Source organism: Streptomyces sp. Inha503, assembly GCF_047215865.1.
GTDB lineage: Bacteria > Actinomycetota > Actinomycetes > Streptomycetales > Streptomycetaceae > Streptomyces > Streptomyces lycopersici.
Genome location: NZ_CP178360.1, coordinates 6,202,424 through 6,220,434, shown reverse-complemented (window position 1 = coordinate 6,220,434; position 18,011 = coordinate 6,202,424). Strand labels below are relative to the sequence as shown.

At 70.4% G+C, this 18,011-nt stretch carries 19 protein-coding genes and 1 pseudogene; 13 read left to right on the top strand and 7 right to left on the bottom strand.

All coding sequences use genetic code 11. The annotated features are described in order from the left end of the window. The first annotated feature begins 107 nt into the window (after positions 1 to 107). From ACJX2R_RS25580 to ACJX2R_RS25545, 8 genes are all read left to right on the top strand, one after another. Positions 108 to 443 (top strand): YbaB/EbfC family nucleoid-associated protein, encoded by a 336-nt coding sequence (locus ACJX2R_RS25580; protein ID WP_020870188.1) that lies wholly within the window; start codon positions 108 to 110, stop codon positions 441 to 443. Positions 444 to 694: 251 nt separating this feature from the next. Then, positions 695 to 1,294 (top strand): recombination mediator RecR, encoded by a 600-nt coding sequence (gene recR / locus ACJX2R_RS25575; protein WP_020870189.1) that lies wholly within the window; start codon positions 695 to 697, stop codon positions 1,292 to 1,294. Beyond that, positions 1,287 to 1,952 (top strand): DUF5063 domain-containing protein, encoded by a 666-nt coding sequence (locus tag ACJX2R_RS25570; RefSeq protein ID WP_413102034.1) that lies wholly within the window; start codon positions 1,287 to 1,289, stop codon positions 1,950 to 1,952. Before recR ends, ACJX2R_RS25570 begins: the two co-directional genes overlap by 8 nt. A gap of 380 nt (positions 1,953 to 2,332) precedes the next feature. Further along, complete coding sequence (locus tag ACJX2R_RS25565) at positions 2,333 to 3,613, top strand: aspartate kinase (RefSeq protein WP_262702179.1); 1,281 nt, start codon at positions 2,333 to 2,335, stop codon at positions 3,611 to 3,613. After that, complete coding sequence (locus tag ACJX2R_RS25560) at positions 3,610 to 4,701, top strand: aspartate-semialdehyde dehydrogenase (protein WP_413102033.1); 1,092 nt, start codon at positions 3,610 to 3,612, stop codon at positions 4,699 to 4,701. The genes ACJX2R_RS25565 and ACJX2R_RS25560 overlap by 4 nt, the downstream gene beginning before the upstream one ends. Before the next feature lie 457 nt (positions 4,702 to 5,158). Further along, positions 5,159 to 5,734, top strand: coding sequence for a SigE family RNA polymerase sigma factor (locus ACJX2R_RS25555; protein ID WP_030829843.1), 576 nt, complete (start codon positions 5,159 to 5,161; stop codon positions 5,732 to 5,734). A gap of 191 nt (positions 5,735 to 5,925) precedes the next feature. Then, complete coding sequence (locus tag ACJX2R_RS25550; RefSeq protein WP_413102032.1) at positions 5,926 to 7,110, top strand: hypothetical protein; 1,185 nt, start codon at positions 5,926 to 5,928, stop codon at positions 7,108 to 7,110. 208 nt (positions 7,111 to 7,318) lie between these two features. Continuing rightward, on the top strand, positions 7,319 to 8,248 hold the full coding sequence (locus tag ACJX2R_RS25545; protein WP_413102031.1) for an SURF1 family protein: 930 nt from the start codon (positions 7,319 to 7,321) through the stop codon (positions 8,246 to 8,248). Here ACJX2R_RS25545 and ACJX2R_RS25540 read toward each other — a convergent pair. Then, positions 8,145 to 10,019, bottom strand: a complete 1,875-nt coding sequence (locus tag ACJX2R_RS25540; protein WP_413102030.1) for a prolyl oligopeptidase family serine peptidase — start codon at positions 10,017 to 10,019, stop codon at positions 8,145 to 8,147. The two genes, ACJX2R_RS25545 and ACJX2R_RS25540, sit on opposite strands and share 104 nt — an antisense overlap. Positions 10,020 to 10,117: 98 nt before the next feature. On the opposite strand from ACJX2R_RS25540, the gene ACJX2R_RS25535 reads away from it, so the two are divergent. Further along, the gene (locus tag ACJX2R_RS25535) at positions 10,118 to 10,492 is read left to right on the top strand and encodes a nuclear transport factor 2 family protein (protein WP_413105950.1); all 375 of its coding nucleotides are present in this window, start codon (positions 10,118 to 10,120) and stop codon (positions 10,490 to 10,492) included. Positions 10,493 to 10,653: 161 nt separating this feature from the next. Here the strand turns inward: ACJX2R_RS25535 and ACJX2R_RS25530 are convergent, their stop codons facing one another. Next, positions 10,654 to 11,931 (bottom strand): cytochrome P450, encoded by a 1,278-nt coding sequence (locus tag ACJX2R_RS25530; RefSeq protein WP_262702174.1) that lies wholly within the window; start codon positions 11,929 to 11,931, stop codon positions 10,654 to 10,656. Between the two features lie 401 nt (positions 11,932 to 12,332). Between ACJX2R_RS25530 and ACJX2R_RS25525 the strand changes: the two genes are divergently transcribed. Further along, positions 12,333 to 13,145: a VOC family protein gene (locus ACJX2R_RS25525; RefSeq protein WP_413102029.1), complete on the top strand. Its 813-nt coding sequence runs from the start codon at positions 12,333 to 12,335 to the stop codon at positions 13,143 to 13,145. A gap of 100 nt (positions 13,146 to 13,245) precedes the next feature. Further along, positions 13,246 to 13,632, top strand: a complete 387-nt coding sequence (locus ACJX2R_RS25520) for a VOC family protein (protein ID WP_413102028.1) — start codon at positions 13,246 to 13,248, stop codon at positions 13,630 to 13,632. 146 nt (positions 13,633 to 13,778) lie between these two features. Here the strand turns inward: ACJX2R_RS25520 and ACJX2R_RS25515 are convergent, their stop codons facing one another. The 5 genes from ACJX2R_RS25515 to ACJX2R_RS25495 all read right to left on the bottom strand — a co-directional run bounded on the left by ACJX2R_RS25515 (position 13,779) and on the right by ACJX2R_RS25495 (position 16,971). Next, positions 13,779 to 14,198 carry a DUF1992 domain-containing protein gene (locus tag ACJX2R_RS25515; RefSeq protein ID WP_413102027.1) on the bottom strand — a complete coding sequence of 140 codons (420 nt, stop codon included), beginning with the start codon at positions 14,196 to 14,198 and terminating at the stop codon, positions 13,779 to 13,781. Between the two features lie 58 nt (positions 14,199 to 14,256). Then, positions 14,257 to 14,853 carry a TerD family protein gene (locus tag ACJX2R_RS25510; RefSeq protein ID WP_413102026.1) on the bottom strand — a complete coding sequence of 199 codons (597 nt, stop codon included), beginning with the start codon at positions 14,851 to 14,853 and terminating at the stop codon, positions 14,257 to 14,259. Continuing rightward, complete coding sequence (locus ACJX2R_RS25505; RefSeq protein ID WP_413102025.1) at positions 14,850 to 15,680, bottom strand: hypothetical protein; 831 nt, start codon at positions 15,678 to 15,680, stop codon at positions 14,850 to 14,852. Before ACJX2R_RS25505 ends, ACJX2R_RS25510 begins: the two co-directional genes overlap by 4 nt. Before the next feature lie 108 nt (positions 15,681 to 15,788). Next, positions 15,789 to 16,364 carry a TerD family protein gene (locus tag ACJX2R_RS25500; protein ID WP_413102024.1) on the bottom strand — a complete coding sequence of 192 codons (576 nt, stop codon included), beginning with the start codon at positions 16,362 to 16,364 and terminating at the stop codon, positions 15,789 to 15,791. 184 nt (positions 16,365 to 16,548) lie between these two features. Next, on the bottom strand, positions 16,549 to 16,971 hold the full coding sequence (locus ACJX2R_RS25495) for a TOBE domain-containing protein (RefSeq protein ID WP_413102023.1): 423 nt from the start codon (positions 16,969 to 16,971) through the stop codon (positions 16,549 to 16,551). Between the two features lie 175 nt (positions 16,972 to 17,146). Between ACJX2R_RS25495 and ACJX2R_RS25490 the strand changes: the two genes are divergently transcribed. Both ACJX2R_RS25490 and ACJX2R_RS25485 read left to right on the top strand, forming a co-directional pair. Further along, positions 17,147 to 17,551, top strand: coding sequence for a MazG nucleotide pyrophosphohydrolase domain-containing protein (locus ACJX2R_RS25490; protein WP_413102022.1), 405 nt, complete (start codon positions 17,147 to 17,149; stop codon positions 17,549 to 17,551). Positions 17,552 to 17,797: 246 nt separating this feature from the next. Further along, a pseudogene (locus tag ACJX2R_RS25485) lies at positions 17,798 to 17,964 on the top strand (membrane-associated oxidoreductase); the annotation flags it as partial. Between the last annotated feature and the right edge of the window lie 47 nt (positions 17,965 to 18,011).

Below are 18,011 nucleotides of genomic sequence, written 5' to 3'. Positions count from 1 at the left end.
GTATCAGGTGGCCGCGTCTCCTCCGTACGGCGTAGAGCAAGGCGCTCTGGGAGCACGTAGGCTCGGGCTATCGAAGAGAACGACTGTCGAGCGCCAGGAGCGAAGCCGTGATCCCCGGTGGTGGCCAGCCGAATATGCAGCAGTTGTTGCAGCAGGCTCAGAAGATGCAGCAGGACCTCGCCGCGGCCCAGGAGGAGCTGGCCCGCACTCACGTCGAGGGTTCCTCGGGCGGTGGCCTGGTGAAGGCGACCGTGACCGGTTCCGGTGAGTTGCAGGGCCTGGTCATCGATCCCAAGGCCGTGGATCCTGAGGACACGGAGACCCTCGCGGATCTGGTCGTCGCGGCCGTCCGTGACGCCAACCACGCCGCGCAGGAGCTCCAGCAGCAGAAGCTCGGTCCGCTCGCCCAGGGGCTGGGCGGCATGCCCGGACTCCCGTTCTGACCTTCGGGTTCTCCCGACTCTTTGGGGTCCCCAGGGTCTCGGGTCCCCCGGGTCTCGGGTCCCCGGGTTCGCGGGCTACCCGGGCCCGACCGTAGGGGGCGCGGCGGCCGCGCAGGAGTCGCGGCGGCCGCGTAGGAATCGCGGTGGCCCGGCCGCGAGAGCGTGACGCCCCCTGGCCGTGAGGGCACGGCGCAACCGAATATTCATGTGAAGTACGGCCACCGCGTGTCGGCGCGAGATTGGATGAAGGCGTGTACGAGGGCGTGGTCCAGGACCTCATCGACGAGTTGGGCAGGCTGCCCGGCGTCGGTCCCAAGAGCGCGCAGCGGATCGCCTTCCACATCCTTCAGGCCGAGCCCACCGATGTCCGGCGTCTCGCGCAAGCGCTGACGCAGGTCAAGGAGAAGGTGCGGTTCTGCGCGGTCTGCGGGAACGTCGCCGAGGCCGAGCAGTGCCGCGTCTGTCAGGACCCCCGTCGTGACCCCGCGATCATCTGCGTGGTCGAGGAGCCGAAGGACGTTGTCGCGATCGAGCGGACGCGTGAGTTCCGGGGCCGTTATCACGTGCTCGGCGGGGCGATCAGCCCCATCGAGGGCGTGGGCCCGGACGATCTGCGGATCAGGGAGCTGCTGGCGCGGCTCGCGGACGGTACGGTCACCGAGCTCATCCTGGCCACCGATCCGAATCTGGAGGGCGAAGCCACCGCCACGTACCTCGCGCGCATGATCAAGCCCATGGGTTTGAAGGTCACCCGCCTGGCCAGCGGCCTCCCTGTCGGTGGAGACCTGGAGTACGCCGACGAGGTCACGCTGGGTCGTGCCTTCGAAGGGAGAAGACTTCTCGATGTCTGACGCAACGCTGCACGACGCCCATCCGGACCCGGACGACTTCGCGGTCCAGATCTCCGACCAGATCGAGAGCTTCATCGTCGCGGTCACCGAAGTCGCCAAGGGGGACGAGCCGGACAGCGCTGTGCCGTTCCTGCTGCTCGAGCTGTCGCAGCTGCTTCTCGCGGGCGGCCGGCTCGGCGCGCACGAGGACTTCGTCCCGGACGAGCGGTACGAACCGGACGCCGGCCCGGAGCCGGACGTCGACGAGCTGCGTGAGCGCTTCGCCCAGCTGCTGGAGCCGGTGGACATCTACTCGGAGGTCTTCGACCCGTACGTGCCGCGCAGCCAGCCCGTGGCCTGTCGGATCTCCGACGACCTGGCCGGGATCATCACCGATCTGCGGCACGGGATGGCGCACTACCGCGAGGGCCGGATCAGCGAGGCGCTGTGGTGGTGGCAGTTCTCGTACCTCTCCAACTGGGGGACGACCGCCTCGGCGGCCCTGCGCGCGTTGCAGTCGCTGGTCGCGCACGTACGGCTGGACAGCCCGCTGGACGAGCTGAACGGTCTGGACACGGACAGCAACGCGGGCGGTGACGAGGAGCTCGCGGAGGAGGCCGGCCGGGTCATGGCGGCGGAGATCGCGGGACCGCTCGGGCTGCGCTCGGGACCGCGCTGAGGAGCGCTCGGGACCGCGCTGAGGAGCGCTTGAGACGGCCCTGGGCGGGCCCCGAGACGCCCCGCGACGCGGCCGCCGGACGGCCGCCCGCCAAGCCCACCCCGCGACGCGGCCCGTCGGACGGCCCGCCAGGCCGCCGGATCCTGTGAGCTGGGTTACGTTCCCGTGTGCTTCCGCGGTGAGCGGGCAGGGTTCGTCGCTGAGCGGGTGGGAGGGATGCGGGAATCTCGCGTGTGCGTGGACGTTGCGCCGCGTGATGCCCCTCGTCCTCCCTGATCACTTTGCGAGGCATTCGTCTCGCTATGTGATATTGGGAGGGCGTATTCCGGCCGCTCGTTAGACTGAGCCGACCGCATTATTGAGAGCTGCGAGGAGCGCACGTGGGCCTTGTCGTGCAGAAGTACGGAGGCTCCTCCGTTGCCGATGCCGAAGGCATCAAGCGGGTCGCCAAGCGAATCGTGGAAGCCAAGAAGAACGGCCACCAGGTGGTCGTCGTGGTCTCCGCGATGGGCGACACGACGGACGAGCTGATCGATCTCGCCGAGCAGGTATCCCCGATTCCTACTGGGCGCGAGTTCGACATGCTGCTGACCGCGGGAGAGCGGATCTCCATGGCCTTGCTGGCGATGGCGATCAAAAACCTCGGTCACGAGGCGCTGTCGTTCACCGGCAGCCAGGCGGGAGTCATCACCGACGCGGTTCACAACAAAGCACGGATCATCGACGTCACACCGGGCCGCATCCGTGACGCGCTCGAGCTCGGCGCGGTCGCGATCGTCGCGGGCTTCCAGGGCGTGTCCCAGGAGAGCAAGGACATCACCACCCTCGGCCGGGGCGGTTCCGACACCACCGCGGTCGCGCTGGCCGCGGCCCTGGACGCCGAGGTGTGCGAGATCTACACCGACGTGGACGGCGTGTTCACCGCCGATCCGCGCGTGGTGAAGAAGGCTCGCAAGATCAACGAGATTCCGTACGAGGACATGCTGGAGCTCGCCGCGAGCGGCTCCAAGGTGCTGCACCTGCGCTGTGTGGAGTACGCGCGCCGGTACACCATCCCCATTCACGTACGGTCGTCTTTCTCCGGTCACCAGGGCACCTGGGTGCGCAACCGGCAGGAAGCGGGAGAAGGAGAAGAAGGCATGGAGCAGGCGATCATCTCCGGAGTCGCGCACGACACGTCCGAGGCCAAGGTCACGGTCGTCGGGGTGCCGGACAAGCCGGGTGAGGCCGCGGCCATCTTCCGCACCATCTCCGACGCCGAGATCAACATCGACATGGTGGTGCAGAACGTCTCCGCCGCGTCGACCGGACTGACCGACATCTCCTTCACGCTGCCGAAGACGGACGGCCACCGGGCGATGGAGGCGCTGACCAAGGCGAAGTCGCTGATCGGCTTCGACTCGCTGCGCTACGACGACCAGATCGCCAAGATCTCCCTGATCGGTGCCGGTATGCGTACCAACCCGGGGGTCACCGCGACCTTCTTCGAGGCGCTGTCGAACGCCGGGGTCAACATCGAGCTGATCTCGACCTCCGAGATCCGCATCTCGGTCGTCACCCGCGCCGACGATGTGAAGGACGCGGTCGTGGCCGTGCACAGCGCCTTCGGCCTGGACAGTGACACCGACGAAGCGGTGGTCTACGGAGGGACCGGACGATGACCGGCCATGGCGGTGCCGGCGGTGGCGACAAGCCCACCCTCGCGGTCGTCGGGGCCACCGGCGCGGTCGGCACCGTCATGCTCTCGATCCTCTCCGAGCGCGCCGACATCTGGGGCGAGATCCGGCTGATCGCCTCGCCCCGCTCGGCCGGTCGCAAGCTGACCGTCCGGGGTGAGCAGGTCGAGGTCGTCGCGCTGAGCGAGGAGGCGTTCGAGGGCGTCGACGTCGCGATGTTCGACGTCCCCGACGAGGTCTCGGCGCAGTGGGCGCCCATCGCGGCGAGCAAGGGCGCGGTGGCCGTCGACAACTCCGGCGCCTTCCGGATGGACCCCGATGTCCCCCTGGTGGTGCCGGAGGTGAACGCGCACGCGGCCCGGGTCCGCCCGCGCGGGATCATCGCCAACCCCAACTGCACCACCCTGTCGATGATCGTCGCGATGGGCGCGCTGCACGCCGAGTTCGGGCTGAGCGAGCTGATCGTCTCCTCGTACCAGGCGGTCTCCGGCGCGGGCAAGGAAGGCATCGACGCCCTGCGCGAGCAGCTCGCGCTGGTCGCCGGTACGGAGCTGGGCACCCACCCGGGCGACGTACGGCGGGCGGTGGGCGACACCGGGCCGTTCCCGGCGCCGATGGCGCTCAATGTGGTGCCGTTCGCCGGTTCGCTCAAGGAGGACGGCTGGTCCTCCGAGGAGCTCAAGGTGCGGAACGAGTCCCGCAAGATCCTTGGGCTGCCGGAGCTGAGGGTCACCGCGACCTGTGTACGGGTGCCCGTGATCACCACGCATTCGCTGGCCGTGCACGCGCGGTTCGAGAACGAGGTGACGGTCGAGGCGGCGCACGAGACCCTGGCGGGCGCCCCCGGGGTGGTGCTGTGCGACAACCCGGCGGAGGGCGAGTTCCCCACGCCTGCCGACGCCGTGGGCACCGACCCCACCTGGGTCGGCCGGGTGCGGCGGTCGCTGGACGATCCGAAGGCGCTGGAACTGTTCGTCTGCGGTGACAACCTGCGCAAGGGCGCGGCGCTGAACACCGCGCAGATCGCGGAGGTCGTCGCGGCCGAGCTGGCGGGCAGGACCGCCGCGCGGTGACCCAGGACCCGCCACTGGGTAACCCATCACTGGGTTAAGAGGGGGCGGGCCGTCGTAAGAGGGGGCCGGGGCGCCGTAACGTGAGCGATCGTCTTAAAGTGACGTTTCACCAGTGCGTCGTCCGGCAGATTGTGAATATCCTGTGTGCGTGTCACTGGCCTGGACCAGCTGAGCTGGGTCGTTGATGTGATCGACGTATTCGCTCCCCGCCCGCTGCAACCGGCAGTGGGCGGGGAGCGTCTTTCCAGCCACCCCGCAGTGGGTGCTGGGGTAACTGGGGCATTGGGGAAGAGTTGGTGCGCATGGGGGCATTCAACGCATCGTCAAAAGCGGTGCCTCACGCGTACAACCCTGACAGGGGGCGGCGTGTCCAACAGGCGTGGCAGAGGTATTCGGCATCGCAACGGTTCCAGGGCATGGCGGCGCGGCAGTACGCCCCCCGCGTGCCCCAGGTGGCATGCCGGTGATCGCGCCCTGGCCGACGGCCCGCCCCGCGCACATCACAACAGGGCGCGAGGACACTGACGACGCGATGGCAGCGGGCACCACAGTCGATCACCTCACCGAGACCTATCGCGCCCATTACCGGTCGCTGCTCGGTCTCGCCGCGCTCCTACTCGACGACACCGCCTCCTGTGAGGACGTCGTGCAGGAAGCGTTCATCCGTGTGCACTCGGCGCGCAAGAGAGTCCGGGACCCCGAGAAGACCCTCGCCTATCTGCGGCAGACGGTCGTCAATCTCTCCCGCTCCGCGCTGCGCCGGCGCATCCTCGGGCTGAAGCTGCTCTCCAAGCCGATGCCCGATATGGCCAGTGCCGAGGAGGGGGCGTACGAACAGCTAGAACGCGATCAACTGATCAAGGCGATGAGGGGACTTCAGCGCCGTCAGCGCGAGGTCCTCGTGCTGCGCTACTTCGCCGATATGACCGAGGCCCAGGTGGCCGAGACGCTGGGTATTTCGCTCGGCTCGGTCAAGGCGTACGGCTCGCGCGGCATCGCGGCGCTCCGCGTCGCCATGGAGGCTCCGGCATGAACCACAACACATCTACGCCGGACCCGGGGGATTCCGGCCGGCGGCACGGCCACGAGCCGGAATCCAGAGAGCCGGCGGAGCCCAGGGAGCCGGAGGAGCCCAGGGAGCCGGTAGAGGCGACTGGGTCCGCGGAATCCGCCGAGGTCCGTGAGTCGGCCGGGTCCACGGAGACCCGTGAGCCAGCGGAGTCCGTGGGCACTGAGGAGCGCCCGTCCGCGGGCGCCGAGGAGCGCACCGGGCCGGTCGAGAAGTGCACCGGGCCGGTCGAGGAGCGCACCGGGTCCGCCGAGGCCACGGAGGGCAGGGAGTCCGCCGGGGCCGGGCCGGGGCGGGTGACGCCCCTCCGTATTCAGCTGGACGACGACGAGCCCGGCGGTGAGGACGAGGAGGCGCTGCGGCGGCTGCTGCACCGCGCCGTCGACGAGCTCGAGCCGTCCCCCGAGTCCCTCGACCATCTGCGGCGCGCCGTGCCCGCCCGCCGCGCGCGGCGGCGCCAGGCCCTGGTCGGGGCCGCCGCGGCGCTGGTGCTCGGCTGCGCGGCCGTACCGGCGCTGGTGCACGTCGCGACCACCAGCGACGGCTCGAACGACCGCCCGGCCAACGCCGCCAGCAGCCACCGCACCCCTGAGACCAGCGGCGGTCGGCACGGCGAGGGCAGCGGCGGCAAGGACGCCGACGGGCCCTCCGACACGGTCGAGGAGCACAAGGGCGACAAGGGCAAGGACAAGGGGAGGGACAAGCCGCCGAAGGGCGAGGAGGGCGGCTCCGGCGGTACGGCGCCCGACCCCACCAACACGCTGAACGCCACCTCCCCCACCTGTGGCCGCGCCCAGCTCACCAGCGGTGGCGCCGGATCGGTCGGAGCGGCCGACGCCGAGGGGCGGGTCTACGGCTCGTTCCGCGTCGTGAACGTCTCGGACCGGGCCTGCACGGTCGAGGGCAGCGGCTCGGTGGGCGCGAGCGCCCAGGGAGGCGCGGACGCCTCGCGGATCCTGGTCGTGGACCATACGGCGGGGGACGCGGCGGCGGGGCTGCCCGACCCCTCCACCCAGCCGGGCACGCTCATCCTCAAGCCCGGCCAGGCGTACGAGGTGAAGTTCGCCTGGATCCCGGCGTCGGGCGGCGGCACCAGCGGCTGCTCCACCACCGGCACCCCGACCCCCGACCCGTCCACGGACTCGGCCCAGGACGGACCGCAGGACGACCCCACCACGGGCGATCCGGGCGGCACCCCGGGCGGTGGTGGCGGTGAGCCGCAGGATGCGAGCGTCCTGGTCAGCCACACACCGGAGGCGGGCGACCCGGCCGCCGCGAGCGTGACGATCGGCGGCGCCTGCGCCGGAACGATCTACCGCACGGGTCTGCTGGCGTCCTAGAGCCCACTGCCCTCCCTCCGAAGCCCGCCGACGTCTCTCCGGAGCCGAGGAGCGGCCTCCCGGAGCCTCGAGCCCGGGAGGCCCAGCGGCGGCGGTCCGGGCGCCGGCGGTCCGGGCGTGCCCTGTGGGCGTCCTGGGGCCGCGGCACGGGGCTGTGTGGGGCGGCCCCGCCGCCGGGTCCGGGACGCGAAGCCCGTACCGTGGGGGTGTGTATCGGTTTCTGCTGACCCCACGCTGGTGGGTGATCAACGTGTTCACCCTGTTGGCGATCCCGGTCTGCCTCTTCATGGGCAGCTGGCAGCTCAGCCGCTTCGAGACGCGTGTCAACACGCACAACCAGCAGCAGGACGAGGCGTCCGCCGAGCGGAAGGCCGCGGCCCGGCCGCTGGGCGATCTGCTGCCGGTCACCGCGAAGACCTCCGGGGAGCGGGCCACCGCCACCGGCCGATATGACACCGCACATCAACTCCTCGTGCCCGACCGGCGGCTGGACGGCCGCGACGGTTTCTATGTGCTGACTCTGCTGCGCGTGGATGAGGGCAAGGACGGGGGCAAGGACGGCGCCAGAGGCGAGGGCGGGGACGCGGCCGAGGACGGCGCCAAGGCGCTGCCCGTCGTCCGCGGCTGGCTCCCCGGCGACGCCGACGATCCGGCGGTCACCGCCAAGGTGCCCGCACCCCCCTCCGGCGAGGTGACCGTCACCGGTGCGCTACAGGCGTCCGAGCACCAGGGCGGCGACGGGGTCAGCGCGAGCGGCGGCCTCCCTCGCGGTCAGCTGGGCATGATCAGCGCCGCCTCCCTGGTCAACCTGGTGCCGTACCAGGTGTACGACGCCTGGGTCACCTCCGCCGAGGCGCCCGGGGTCCTGAAGCCGGTGCCCCCCACGGCGGCGGAGGGCACCGGGCTCGACATCAAGGCGTTCCAGAACCTGGGCTACACCGGTGAGTGGTTCGTCTTCGCGGGCTTCGTGGTCTTCATGTGGTTCCGGCTGTTCCGCCGCGAGGCCGAGACGGCCCGCGATCTGGCCCTCGGCATCACGCCACCCGAGCCGACGGCTCCGACGGCCGCGACGGCGCCGGGTGCGGACCCGACCCCAGATGACGCCGAGCGAACTCGATCTCCAAGCGCAACTGCTTGATCCGCTCCTCGACGACCAGCGAGCCGTGCCCCGCGTCATAGCGGTAGACCTCATGCGGGGTGCCGCGCCGCTCGAGCCGCTCCACATAGTTGTCGATCTGCCGTATGGGGCAGCGCGGGTCGTTCACCCCCGCCGAGATGTAGACCGGCGCCCGCACCTCCTCCACATAGGTCAGCGGGGACGACGCCTCGAACCGCTCCGGCACCTCCTCCGGCGTGCCGCCCAGCAGGGTGCGGTCCATCGCCTTCAGGGCCTCCATCTCGTCGTGGTAGGCCGTCACATAGTCCGCGACCGGGACCGCGGCCAGCCCCAGCGCCCAGGAAGCCGGCTGGGTCCCGAGCCCCAGCAGCGTGAGATAGCCGCCCCAGGAGCCGCCGGCCAGCACCAGCCGCTCGGGGTCGGCGAGCCCGGAGTCCACCGCCCACTCCCGCACGGCGGCGATGTCCTCCAGCTCGATCAGCCCGACCCGGTGCTTGAGCGCGTCCGTCCACGCCCGCCCATAGCCGGTGGAGCCGCGGTAGTTGACCCGCACGACGGCGAAGCCGTGGTCCACCCAGGCCGCGGGGCCCGCCGCGAAGGCGTCGCTGTCGTGCCAGGTCGGCCCGCCGTGGATGTCGAAAACCGTGGGGAAGGGACCCTCGCCCGAGGGCTTCTGCACCAGCGCGTGCACCCGCCCACCGGGGCCGTCCACCCAGACGTCGGTGACCGGCACCGACTCCGGGGCGGTGAAACCGGGCGGGTCCAGCACCGTGCGCCCGCTCGTCGACCGCACCTGGGGCGGCTTCTCGGCCGACGACCACAGGAACTCCACCGTGCCGTCCGGCCGCGCCGTGGCGCCCGAGATCGTGCCCGCCGGGGTCTCCAGGCGGGTCAGCTCGCCGCAGGCGAGGTCGTACCGCCACAGCTCGCTGCGGGCCTGATGGCTGTGCTCGACCAGCAGCGCCGATCCGTCCGGGAACCAGTCCGCCCCGACGTCACCGGGGAGGTCGATCCCCAGCGCGGTCTCCACACCGGTCGTCGGATCCCACACCATGGGCTCCCACCGGCCGCGCCGCTGATGCCCGACCAGCAGCCGGGTGTCGCCCTCCACGGGCGCGAAGCCCATCACGGACAGGCCCAGCTCCTCCGTGCCGCCCTTGGTGTCGTCCAGCTCCGCGACGGCCGTCCCGTCCGGCCGCAGGACCCGGATCGCCGAGTGCATCGCGTCGCCGTGCTCGGTGTGCTCGATCGCGATCAGCGTCCCGTCATATGAGAGATCGCCCACTCCGGCGGACTCGCGGTGCCGGTAGATCTCCTCGGACTCGCCGCCCGGCCGCACCACATGGATGGTCGAGCCGTCCTCGTCGGTGGACCGCCCGACGACCGCCGTGCCGTCGCGGCCCAGCGCGAGACCCGCGGGGTAGGAGGGCTCCAGACCCGGGGTGGCGGGCTCGTCGGCCGGGCGCTCGTCGCCCTCGTCGCGCCCGCCGCCGCTGAACGGCTGGCGCAGCCACACCCCGAACTCATCGCCGTCGGTGTCCGAGAACCACCAGATCCACCGGCCGTCCGGCGACAGCACCCCGTCGGTCGTCCCGTTCGGCCGGTCCGTGACCTGCCGCTGGGCACCGGTGGCCCGGTCCCATGCGTACAGCTCGTACGTACCCGTGGCGTTCGAGACGAACAGCGAGTGGTCCGGGGCGTCCTCCGCCCAGTCGGGCAGCCCCACTCGCGGCGCCCGGAAGCGCTTTTCCCAGTCCGGCATGGACTCCGTGCTCTCAGTCATGCCCACCATTCTGCGCCGCACCCCGACATGCGCGCTGGCGTCGTCCCACGCCTGTGGATAACGTTCCCGGCGGGATGGACGCGAGGCCGCACACCGAGGGGGAGCTGATGGCCGACATAGGCGCGACGGTTGAGACGTACTGGGCAACGGCCCAGGCCAGGGACTGGCGGGCATTCGGCGCCACCCTCGCCGACGACGTCCGCTACGAGCTGCCGCAGACCCGCGAGCGGGTGCTGGGCCGGGACGGGGTGGTCCGCTTCAACGCGGAGCACGTGGGCGAGTGGAGCCTGGAGGTCGAGCGCGTCGTCACCGACGGCGATCAGGCGGTCTCCTGGGTGAGTTTCAGCGTGGACGAGGAGGAGACGCAGGCGATCAGCTTCTTCACCGCCTCGGCGGACGGCCGGATCCAGACCATCACCGACTTCTGGCCGACGTCGTACGAGCCCCCGCGTGGGCGCGAGCACTTGGTCGAGCGCTTCTGAATACCTGAATACCCTCCCGATGTCCGACGCCGGATACCGATATCCGATACCGGACGCCCGATACCGATACCCTCCCGCCCCTCCGGCCTCCCACCCCTCCGGTCCCCTGTCCCTCCGGTCCCCTGTCCCTCCCGTTCGCCCCGTCCCCTCCCCGGGCTCGGCTACTTCAGCAGCACCGGCAGCTCCTCCACGCCGTAGACGATGGAGAGCTTCCGGAACGAGAGCTTCTCCGCCGGTACCGCGAGCCGCATCGCCGGGAACCGCCGTATGAGCGCGGGGTAGGCGGCCCGGAGTTCCATCTTGGCCAGCTCGGCGCCGATGCAGCGGTGGATGCCGTACCCGAAGGCCAGATGAGAGGAGGCCTGCCGATGCGGATCGACCCGCTCCATGTCCGGGCCCAGCTTCTCGTCCCGGTTGGCCCCGCTCAGTGAGCACAGCACCAGATCACCGGCGGATATCCGGGTGCCCGCGATCTCCATGTCCTCGCGGGCGAACCGCGGGAACGCCACCTGCACCACGGTGAGATAGCGCAGCAGCTCCTCCACGAACGGGTCCACGACCTCGTCCTGGTCACGTATCGCGGCGAACTGCTCGGGGGCCTGGAGCAGCACCAGCGTGCCGAGCGCCAGCATGCTCGCGGTCGTCTCCAGGCCGCCGGTCAGCACCCCGTCGGCGAGCCCGGCCAGCTCATGGTCGTCGAGCTCGTCGCCGTGCTCCTTCACCAGCATGCCGAGCAGCCCGTCGCCGGGCGTCTCACGCTGCTTCCGCACGATCCCGTGCAGATAGGAGAGGGAGTCCGACATCGCGCCGAGGGAGGCGTTCGCCCCGTCGAAGAGGTCGAACCGCGCCGTGCTGTGGCGCTGGAAGTCATCGCGGTCCTCGTACGGCACACCGAGGAGTTCGCAGATGACCAGCGCGGGGATGGGCAGCGCGAACGACTGCACGAGATCCACCGGGCCCTCGGCCGCGGCCATCTCGTCGAGGCGCTCCTCCACGATGGAGTGGATGCGCGGGGTGAGCCTGCTGAGCCGCCGCATGGTGAATTCGGGCGTCAGCAGGCGTCGCAGTCTCGTATGCGTCGGTGGATCGCTGAAACCGAGACCTCCGGGATTCTGCTGCGGGGCCACGCCGATGTTCCGTTCCGCGAGGTTGGTGAAATCGGAGCTGAACCCCTTCGCCTTTCCGAGCACCGCCTTGGTCTCGTCATATCCGGTGACAAGCCAGGCATTGATGCCGAAAGGCAGCCATATCTTGCTAATGGGTTCCTTTGCCCTGGTTCGGGACAGATCGGGAATGGGGTCGAGGCCGTCGCGCCTCAGCGGTGCCAGTGTGGCGTCCGGGAGGAACGACATCTTGGACAAGTCGAAGCCGTTCTTCTGAATTCTCGTAAAGTACTTGCGGCCCAGCCAGGCGACGATGTTTGAGCGGAGATTCGACATGGCGCAATACTGCCCTGCCGCGCCCGGGTGGCCGTGCCCCGATGCCGGACGCGCCCCGGTGTGATGCGCCACAACAGCGTGTGCGCCCCCTCCTCGCGCGGGCACTCGGGGGCGCGTCGATGGGTACACGGTTGGGCATGCCGATGGGTACATGGGCGGGCGCGCCGGTAGGTACACGGGTGGGCGCCCCGGAGGGCGCACGGGTGGGCATCAACGCGCCGGTGCGCACCAAGGTGGCGCTGGCCGCGAAATCGGAGGAAGGTGTAGATATCGGGCGTGAAGCCCGATCGATGACGGCTGCCTGCGGGACGTCTATGGCGCCCCCGGGGATATGAGTGAGGTGAGCGGCCTTGCGGGAGAGGTTCCGTGCTGTCCAGGGCGCGCCCTGCTGGGTGAGTCTGATGGCAGCGGATCTGGACCGCGCGCACCACTTCTACGGAGAGCTCTTCGGCTGGGGCTTCCGCCCCACCCGGCAGGGTCACGGCCGTTACACCATCGCGTACACCGAGGGCGGCGTACCGACCGTCGGCATCGGCGCCTCGTCGCCGTCGGCGGGGGTGAGCCTGCCGGTCACCTGGACCACGTACTTCGCGGCGGACAGCGCGGACGAGGTGGCCTCGCGCGTCCAGGAGCGCGGCGGCACGGTCGCGGTCGGGCCGCTGGAGTTCGGCAGCGGCCGGGTGGCCTGGGCGGCCGACCCGGACGGGGCCAACTTCGGCATCTGGGAGGGCGATCTGACCTCCGCCTGGTGGGGCGAGCGCAGACCGGGCGCGCCCGTATGGCTGGAGCTGCGCACCCGTGACGCCTTCGAGGCGGCGCTCTTCTACGGTCAGGTCTTCGGCTGGGACGCCCAGGGGCGGGAGCGCTGCGACGTCCGCTTCGAACACGACCGGGTGGTCCTCCATATCGACGGTAAGGCCGTCGCGGGGCTGCGCGGCGGCGCCCTCGAGGCCGCCCCTGACCCGAACGTCCGGCCCCGCTGGCGGGTCTACTTCTGCGTGAAGGACGTCGACGAGGTCGCCGAACGCGCCGCGGAGCTCGGCGGCGGCGTCATCTCGCTGCCGGCCGACACCCCCTATGGGCGCATCGCGGCGCTGCGCGACCCGGAGGGCGGGATCTTCAGCGTGGCGGCCGTGCGGAAAGGGCCCGCGGACGGGGATCCCGATGGTGGTGGCTGCCACGGGGGAGAGGGCTGGGGCCCTCGACGGCCGTAGGCGTCGGCGCCTACGATCGGAAGTACGGCATCGCGTGTCGGTCACCGGCTGGGTGAGGCATGGAGGTGCCCGTGAGATTGCCTTACGGAGGCATTCCACAGTGTCTGTCGAGTTGAATCACACGATCGTCCATTCTCTGGACAACCACGAATCCGCGGAATTCCTGGCGAATATCCTCGGCCTTGAGGTGGGAGAGGAATGGGGCCCGTTCGTCCCGGTGGAGACCAGTAATGGTGTGACCCTGGACTTCGCCACCATTCCCGGCGAGTCGATCGTCATGCAGCATTACGCGTTCCTCATCTCGGACGAGGAGTTCGACGCGGCCTTCGGGCGGATCCGGGAGCAGGGGGTCACGTACTACGCCGATCCCCATCTGAAGCAGCCGGGCGAGATCAACCACCATCACGGCGGGCGCGGGCTGTACTTCATGGACCCGGCCGGTCATGGCATGGAGATCATCACTCGCCCGTACGGCAACGACGGGTAGTCCGAGTGGTCCACGTATCCGAGCGGTCCGCGGAGGCCCTGAGGCTCCGGAGGCACTGAGCCCTGGAGGCCCTGAGGCTCGCTCCGGAGGCACTGAAGCTCCGGACCAAGGGTGGGCCGGGGCGCCGTACGCCTCGGCCCACCCGCTCAGTCTTCCTCCGCCCGCTCGCGGTCCCGGCGCTCCCGCCACGTCCGTACGGCCTCGTCGATGTCGAACGGCGCGAGATTGAGCGGCGGGCCGGGCGGGGGCCGCCGGATCGCCTCCCGGATCTTGTCATTGACCTCCGAGAGGATCTCCCGCACCATCCGCTCCGACGGCGCGTTCTCCACGGCGGCGAGCGCGTCTTCCGCCTCTTTTCGCAGTACGAGTGTCGGCGGCAGAAACGACAGATTCTCGCGGGCCATCTTCTCCTTGACCCACCACAGATCGTCGTAGGGCCTGTCGAGATTGGGGAGAGGCTTTCCCTTTCCCTGGAGGTTGGCGAACGCGCCGCGTTCCTCCGCCTCGCGGATCTGCCGGTCGGCCCACGTTTCGAAACTGATGCCCGGTGGCTTTCGCTCGGTCATTCTCAGATTCTCCCTCGGGCGGTGCGAAACGCGCCACAGGCCGTATGGGAACGGGAGGTCAGAGGTGGGAGGCGAGGACCGGCAGCAGATCCTGGAACGTCCGCCCGGTGGCGGGCGCGCCGATCGCCGACATCTGCCACGCCCCGCCCGCTCCGCCCCCGTCCCCGCGGTGGACCTTGGCCATGATCTGAGCCGTGTACGGGCCGCCGCCGCTCAGGGTGTAGCGGGCCAGCTCCTGGCCGTTGGTCTCGTCGACCAGACGGCAGAACGCGTTCTGCACCTCGGCGAAGGTCTGTCCGGAGAAGGAGTTCACCGTGAACAGGATCTGATCGACATGGACCGGAACACGCTGTAGATCGATCAGGATCGATTCGTCGTCACCGCCTTGGCCGGCGCCGCCGATGAGGTTGTCGCCGGTGTGCCGCACGGATCCGTCGTCGCTCGTCAGATGCTGGAAGAACACGACGTCCACGGCTTCCCGCCCGGCGAAGAGCACGGCCGAGGCGTCCAGGTCGATCTCCTTGGCGGTCAGCCGGGCGAGGAACCCCTTCCGCGGCGCGGCCTGCCAGCCCAGGCCCATGCGCACCGCGGTGAGCTCACCCCCGTCGGACTTGTTCAGGCTGATCCGCTGGCCTTTGGCCAGGTTTACCGTCATGTGGTTCCTCTCTCGCTCTTCTGACTCGTCCGGGACGGGCTGTGCGACCTCTCCAGCCGGTCGCGCAGGAACGGCAGGATGCCGCGGTGAAGAAGGGCCCTCAGCCAGGCGTCGCGCGCCGTGGCCACGGCCGCGTCATCCCGGCGCCTGAGGTGGGGCGGGTGCGTGGGTGGATGCCGGTGCGGACGTAGGTGCCCATGAGGACGCGGACGCGGGCGCTGGTCGGGGGCCGAGATTCGGTGGCGTACGGCGGTGACGAGCAGGCAGGCCACCCCCACCACCAGAGTGAACGCCGCGATCGTCGCGCTGGTCAGCCCGGCGGTCAACAGCGCCTCGGCCAGCTCGCGTTGGGAGTCGAGGAGCCCCAGCAACCCGCCGAGTAGCAGAAAGGCCGCGGTCGAGGCCCCGGCCAGAGCCGGTGTGAGGACGGCGAGCACCGGCAGCAGTCCACGGACGCCTGCCGAGGGGGTGGGTGAGCCGGATAGGGCAGATGCGCTGGACGCGGTGGACGCGGTGGACGCGGTGGACGCGGTTGGCACGCTTGACGCGGTCGCCGTCGCGGCGGCGCGTTGCCGGAGGTACGCGGCGTATTCGGGTGCGGCGGCCGTCGCGATCAGCTCGCTCGCCACGAGCGCCTGGACGCGCAGCCGTTGGATGCCCGCGTCTCCGGTGGCCGCGTCCCTGGTGGGCGCGTCTCCGGTGGCCGCGTCCCTGGTGGTCCCGTTGCGCCGCAGGGCCTCACGGATCTCCGCCGTACGCAGCGCCTGGTCCAGCGCTCGCTCGAAGTCGGGTCTGTCCTCGGCCTGTAAGCCGGGTGGGGCGGTCATGACGGCGCTTCCTCGATGAGCTCGATGAGTGGGAATGAACCGGCCGCCGGGCCTGCCTCGGGGGAAAGGCCGGGCCCGGCGGCCGCAGGAGGGCGTCAGTCAGGGATTTCAGAGATTGACGCCGAAGTCGGAGGCGATGCCCGCGAGCCCCGAGGCGTAACCCTGGCCGACCGCGCGGAACTTCCACTCCGCGCCGTTGCGGTAGAGCTCGCCGAAGACCATCGCCGTCTCGGTCGCGGCGTCCTCGCTCAGGTCGTAGCGGGCGAGTTCGACGTTGTCGGCCTGGTTGACCACCCGGATGAAGGCGTTCCGGATCTGGCCGAAGTTCTGGCTGCGGCTCTCCGCGTCGTGGATGGAGACCGGGAAGACGATCCTGGCGATCTCGGCGGGCACGGCGGTCAGATTGACCTTGATGGCCTCGTCGTCGCCCTCGCCCTCACCGGTGAGATTGTCGCCCGTGTGCTCCACGGAGCCGTCGGGGCTGGTGAGGTTGTTGTAGAAGACGAAGTGCCGGTCGGACGCGACCTTACCGGCCTCGTCGCACAGCAGCGCGCTCGCGTCGAGGTCGTAGTCGGCGCCCGTGGTCGTCCGCACGTCCCAGCCCAGGCCGACGAGAACGGCGCTCAGGCCCGGCGCCTCCTTGCTCAGCGAGACATTGCCGCCTTTGGACAGGGAAACTCCCACAATCTCCTCCTCGTGCTCGGTGGACCGGAGTTAAAATCTACAGCACTGTAGAAGTTGACGGAGCAGGGGATGGCGGGTTGGCGAGATCGGGGCGAAGTCGGCGACCCATCTGGCCCACCGCCCGACCGCACCACCCCCACCGACTTGCCGCACCACCGCCCCGCCACCCCCACCACCCATGGCCCTACGCGGTGGCGAGCGACACCTCGGTCGACTTGATCAGAGCGGTCACGCGGCTGCCCTCGGCGAGCCCCAGCTCCGCCGCCGAGTCCTGGGTGATGGCGGCCGTGAGCTCCTGGCCGGAGCCGATGTCGACGACGACGGTGACCATGGCGGCCCCGAGGGTGAGGCGGCTGACGGTGCCCGGGAAGCGATTGCGGATGCTCAGCCCCGAGACCTCCCCGGTGGCCAGCGCCACCTCGGTGGCCTTGGCCAGCGCCGTCACCTCGGAGCCCTCCCCGATACCGAGCTCCGTCACGGCGCTCATGGTCACGGCTGCCGTCACCATCTGCCCCCCGGACAGCCGCCCCTGGACCGTGGCCATGGCCTCGCCAGGCGTCACGGACACGACGGTGGCGGGGAGCTGATTGCGGATGCTGAGACTCATGGGTGCACCACCCCGGAGGCGGATGTCGAGGGCCTGATACCGCTCACCCTAGGCACCCACCCAAGGATCCGCGCGCCGAGCACACCGGCCCCATACGCCGCACCGGGCAGGGCGGCGCATCCCGCTCCCCCTCATCCGCACCCAGCCACCCATCCCCCCACGTACGATCGGACGAATGCGCCCCTCTCCCGCCGACCTCGTCCGCGAATTCCACCTGGCCTTCGGCCTCGACGCCCGTAAGACCCCCACCGAGGTCTCACCGGAACTCGCCGCCCACCGTCAGGACCTCCTGGCCGAGGAGTGCGCCGAAGTGGCCGAGGCGAGCGCCCACAGCACCCTCGACCACCTCGCCCACGAACTCGCCGACGTGGTCTACGTCGCCTACGGCACCGCCCTGGTCCACGGCATCGACCTCGACGAGGTGATCGCCGAGATCCACCGGGCCAATATGACCAAACTCGGCCCCGACGGCCGCCCCACCCTCCGCGCCGACGGCAAGGTCCTCAAGGGCCCCCACTACCAGGCCCCCGACATCCCAGCCGTCCTCCGCCGCCAGGGCTGGACCGACGCGACCGAATAGGCGCCCGCCCGCCCGGTGCGACTGGCCCCGGCGGGGGGTGGATTGGGGGCCGACGCGAACGGCGCGCGGCGAGGTGCTGCGCGCTCTTCCGCTCAGCCACCCCACCACCGCGGGGGAGATGGCGAAGGCCGCCGTCCGGGGAGCACGGATCTCCGGACAACTGGACCTACGGCATGGGGACATCACCTGCGCTGTGCATCTGACCCACTGTTACTTCGACGCCGAACCCGATCTGTACGCAGGGATGCGTACCAGCAGTTGACCGCCGCCTATCAGCGCGTCGGCGACGACGCAGCCGCGCGGCTCGTGCAACTCGCCAAGCACCGACCCACCGCACGGCTCTCCCCGCGTACGCCCGAGCGTGGAGCTGGGCCCAGGACATCACCGTTGGCTACGGCTTCCGCCCTCTCCGCACGGTTGGTATCAGCGGCTGAGCTGCGCGCTGATCATCAGCGGCTGG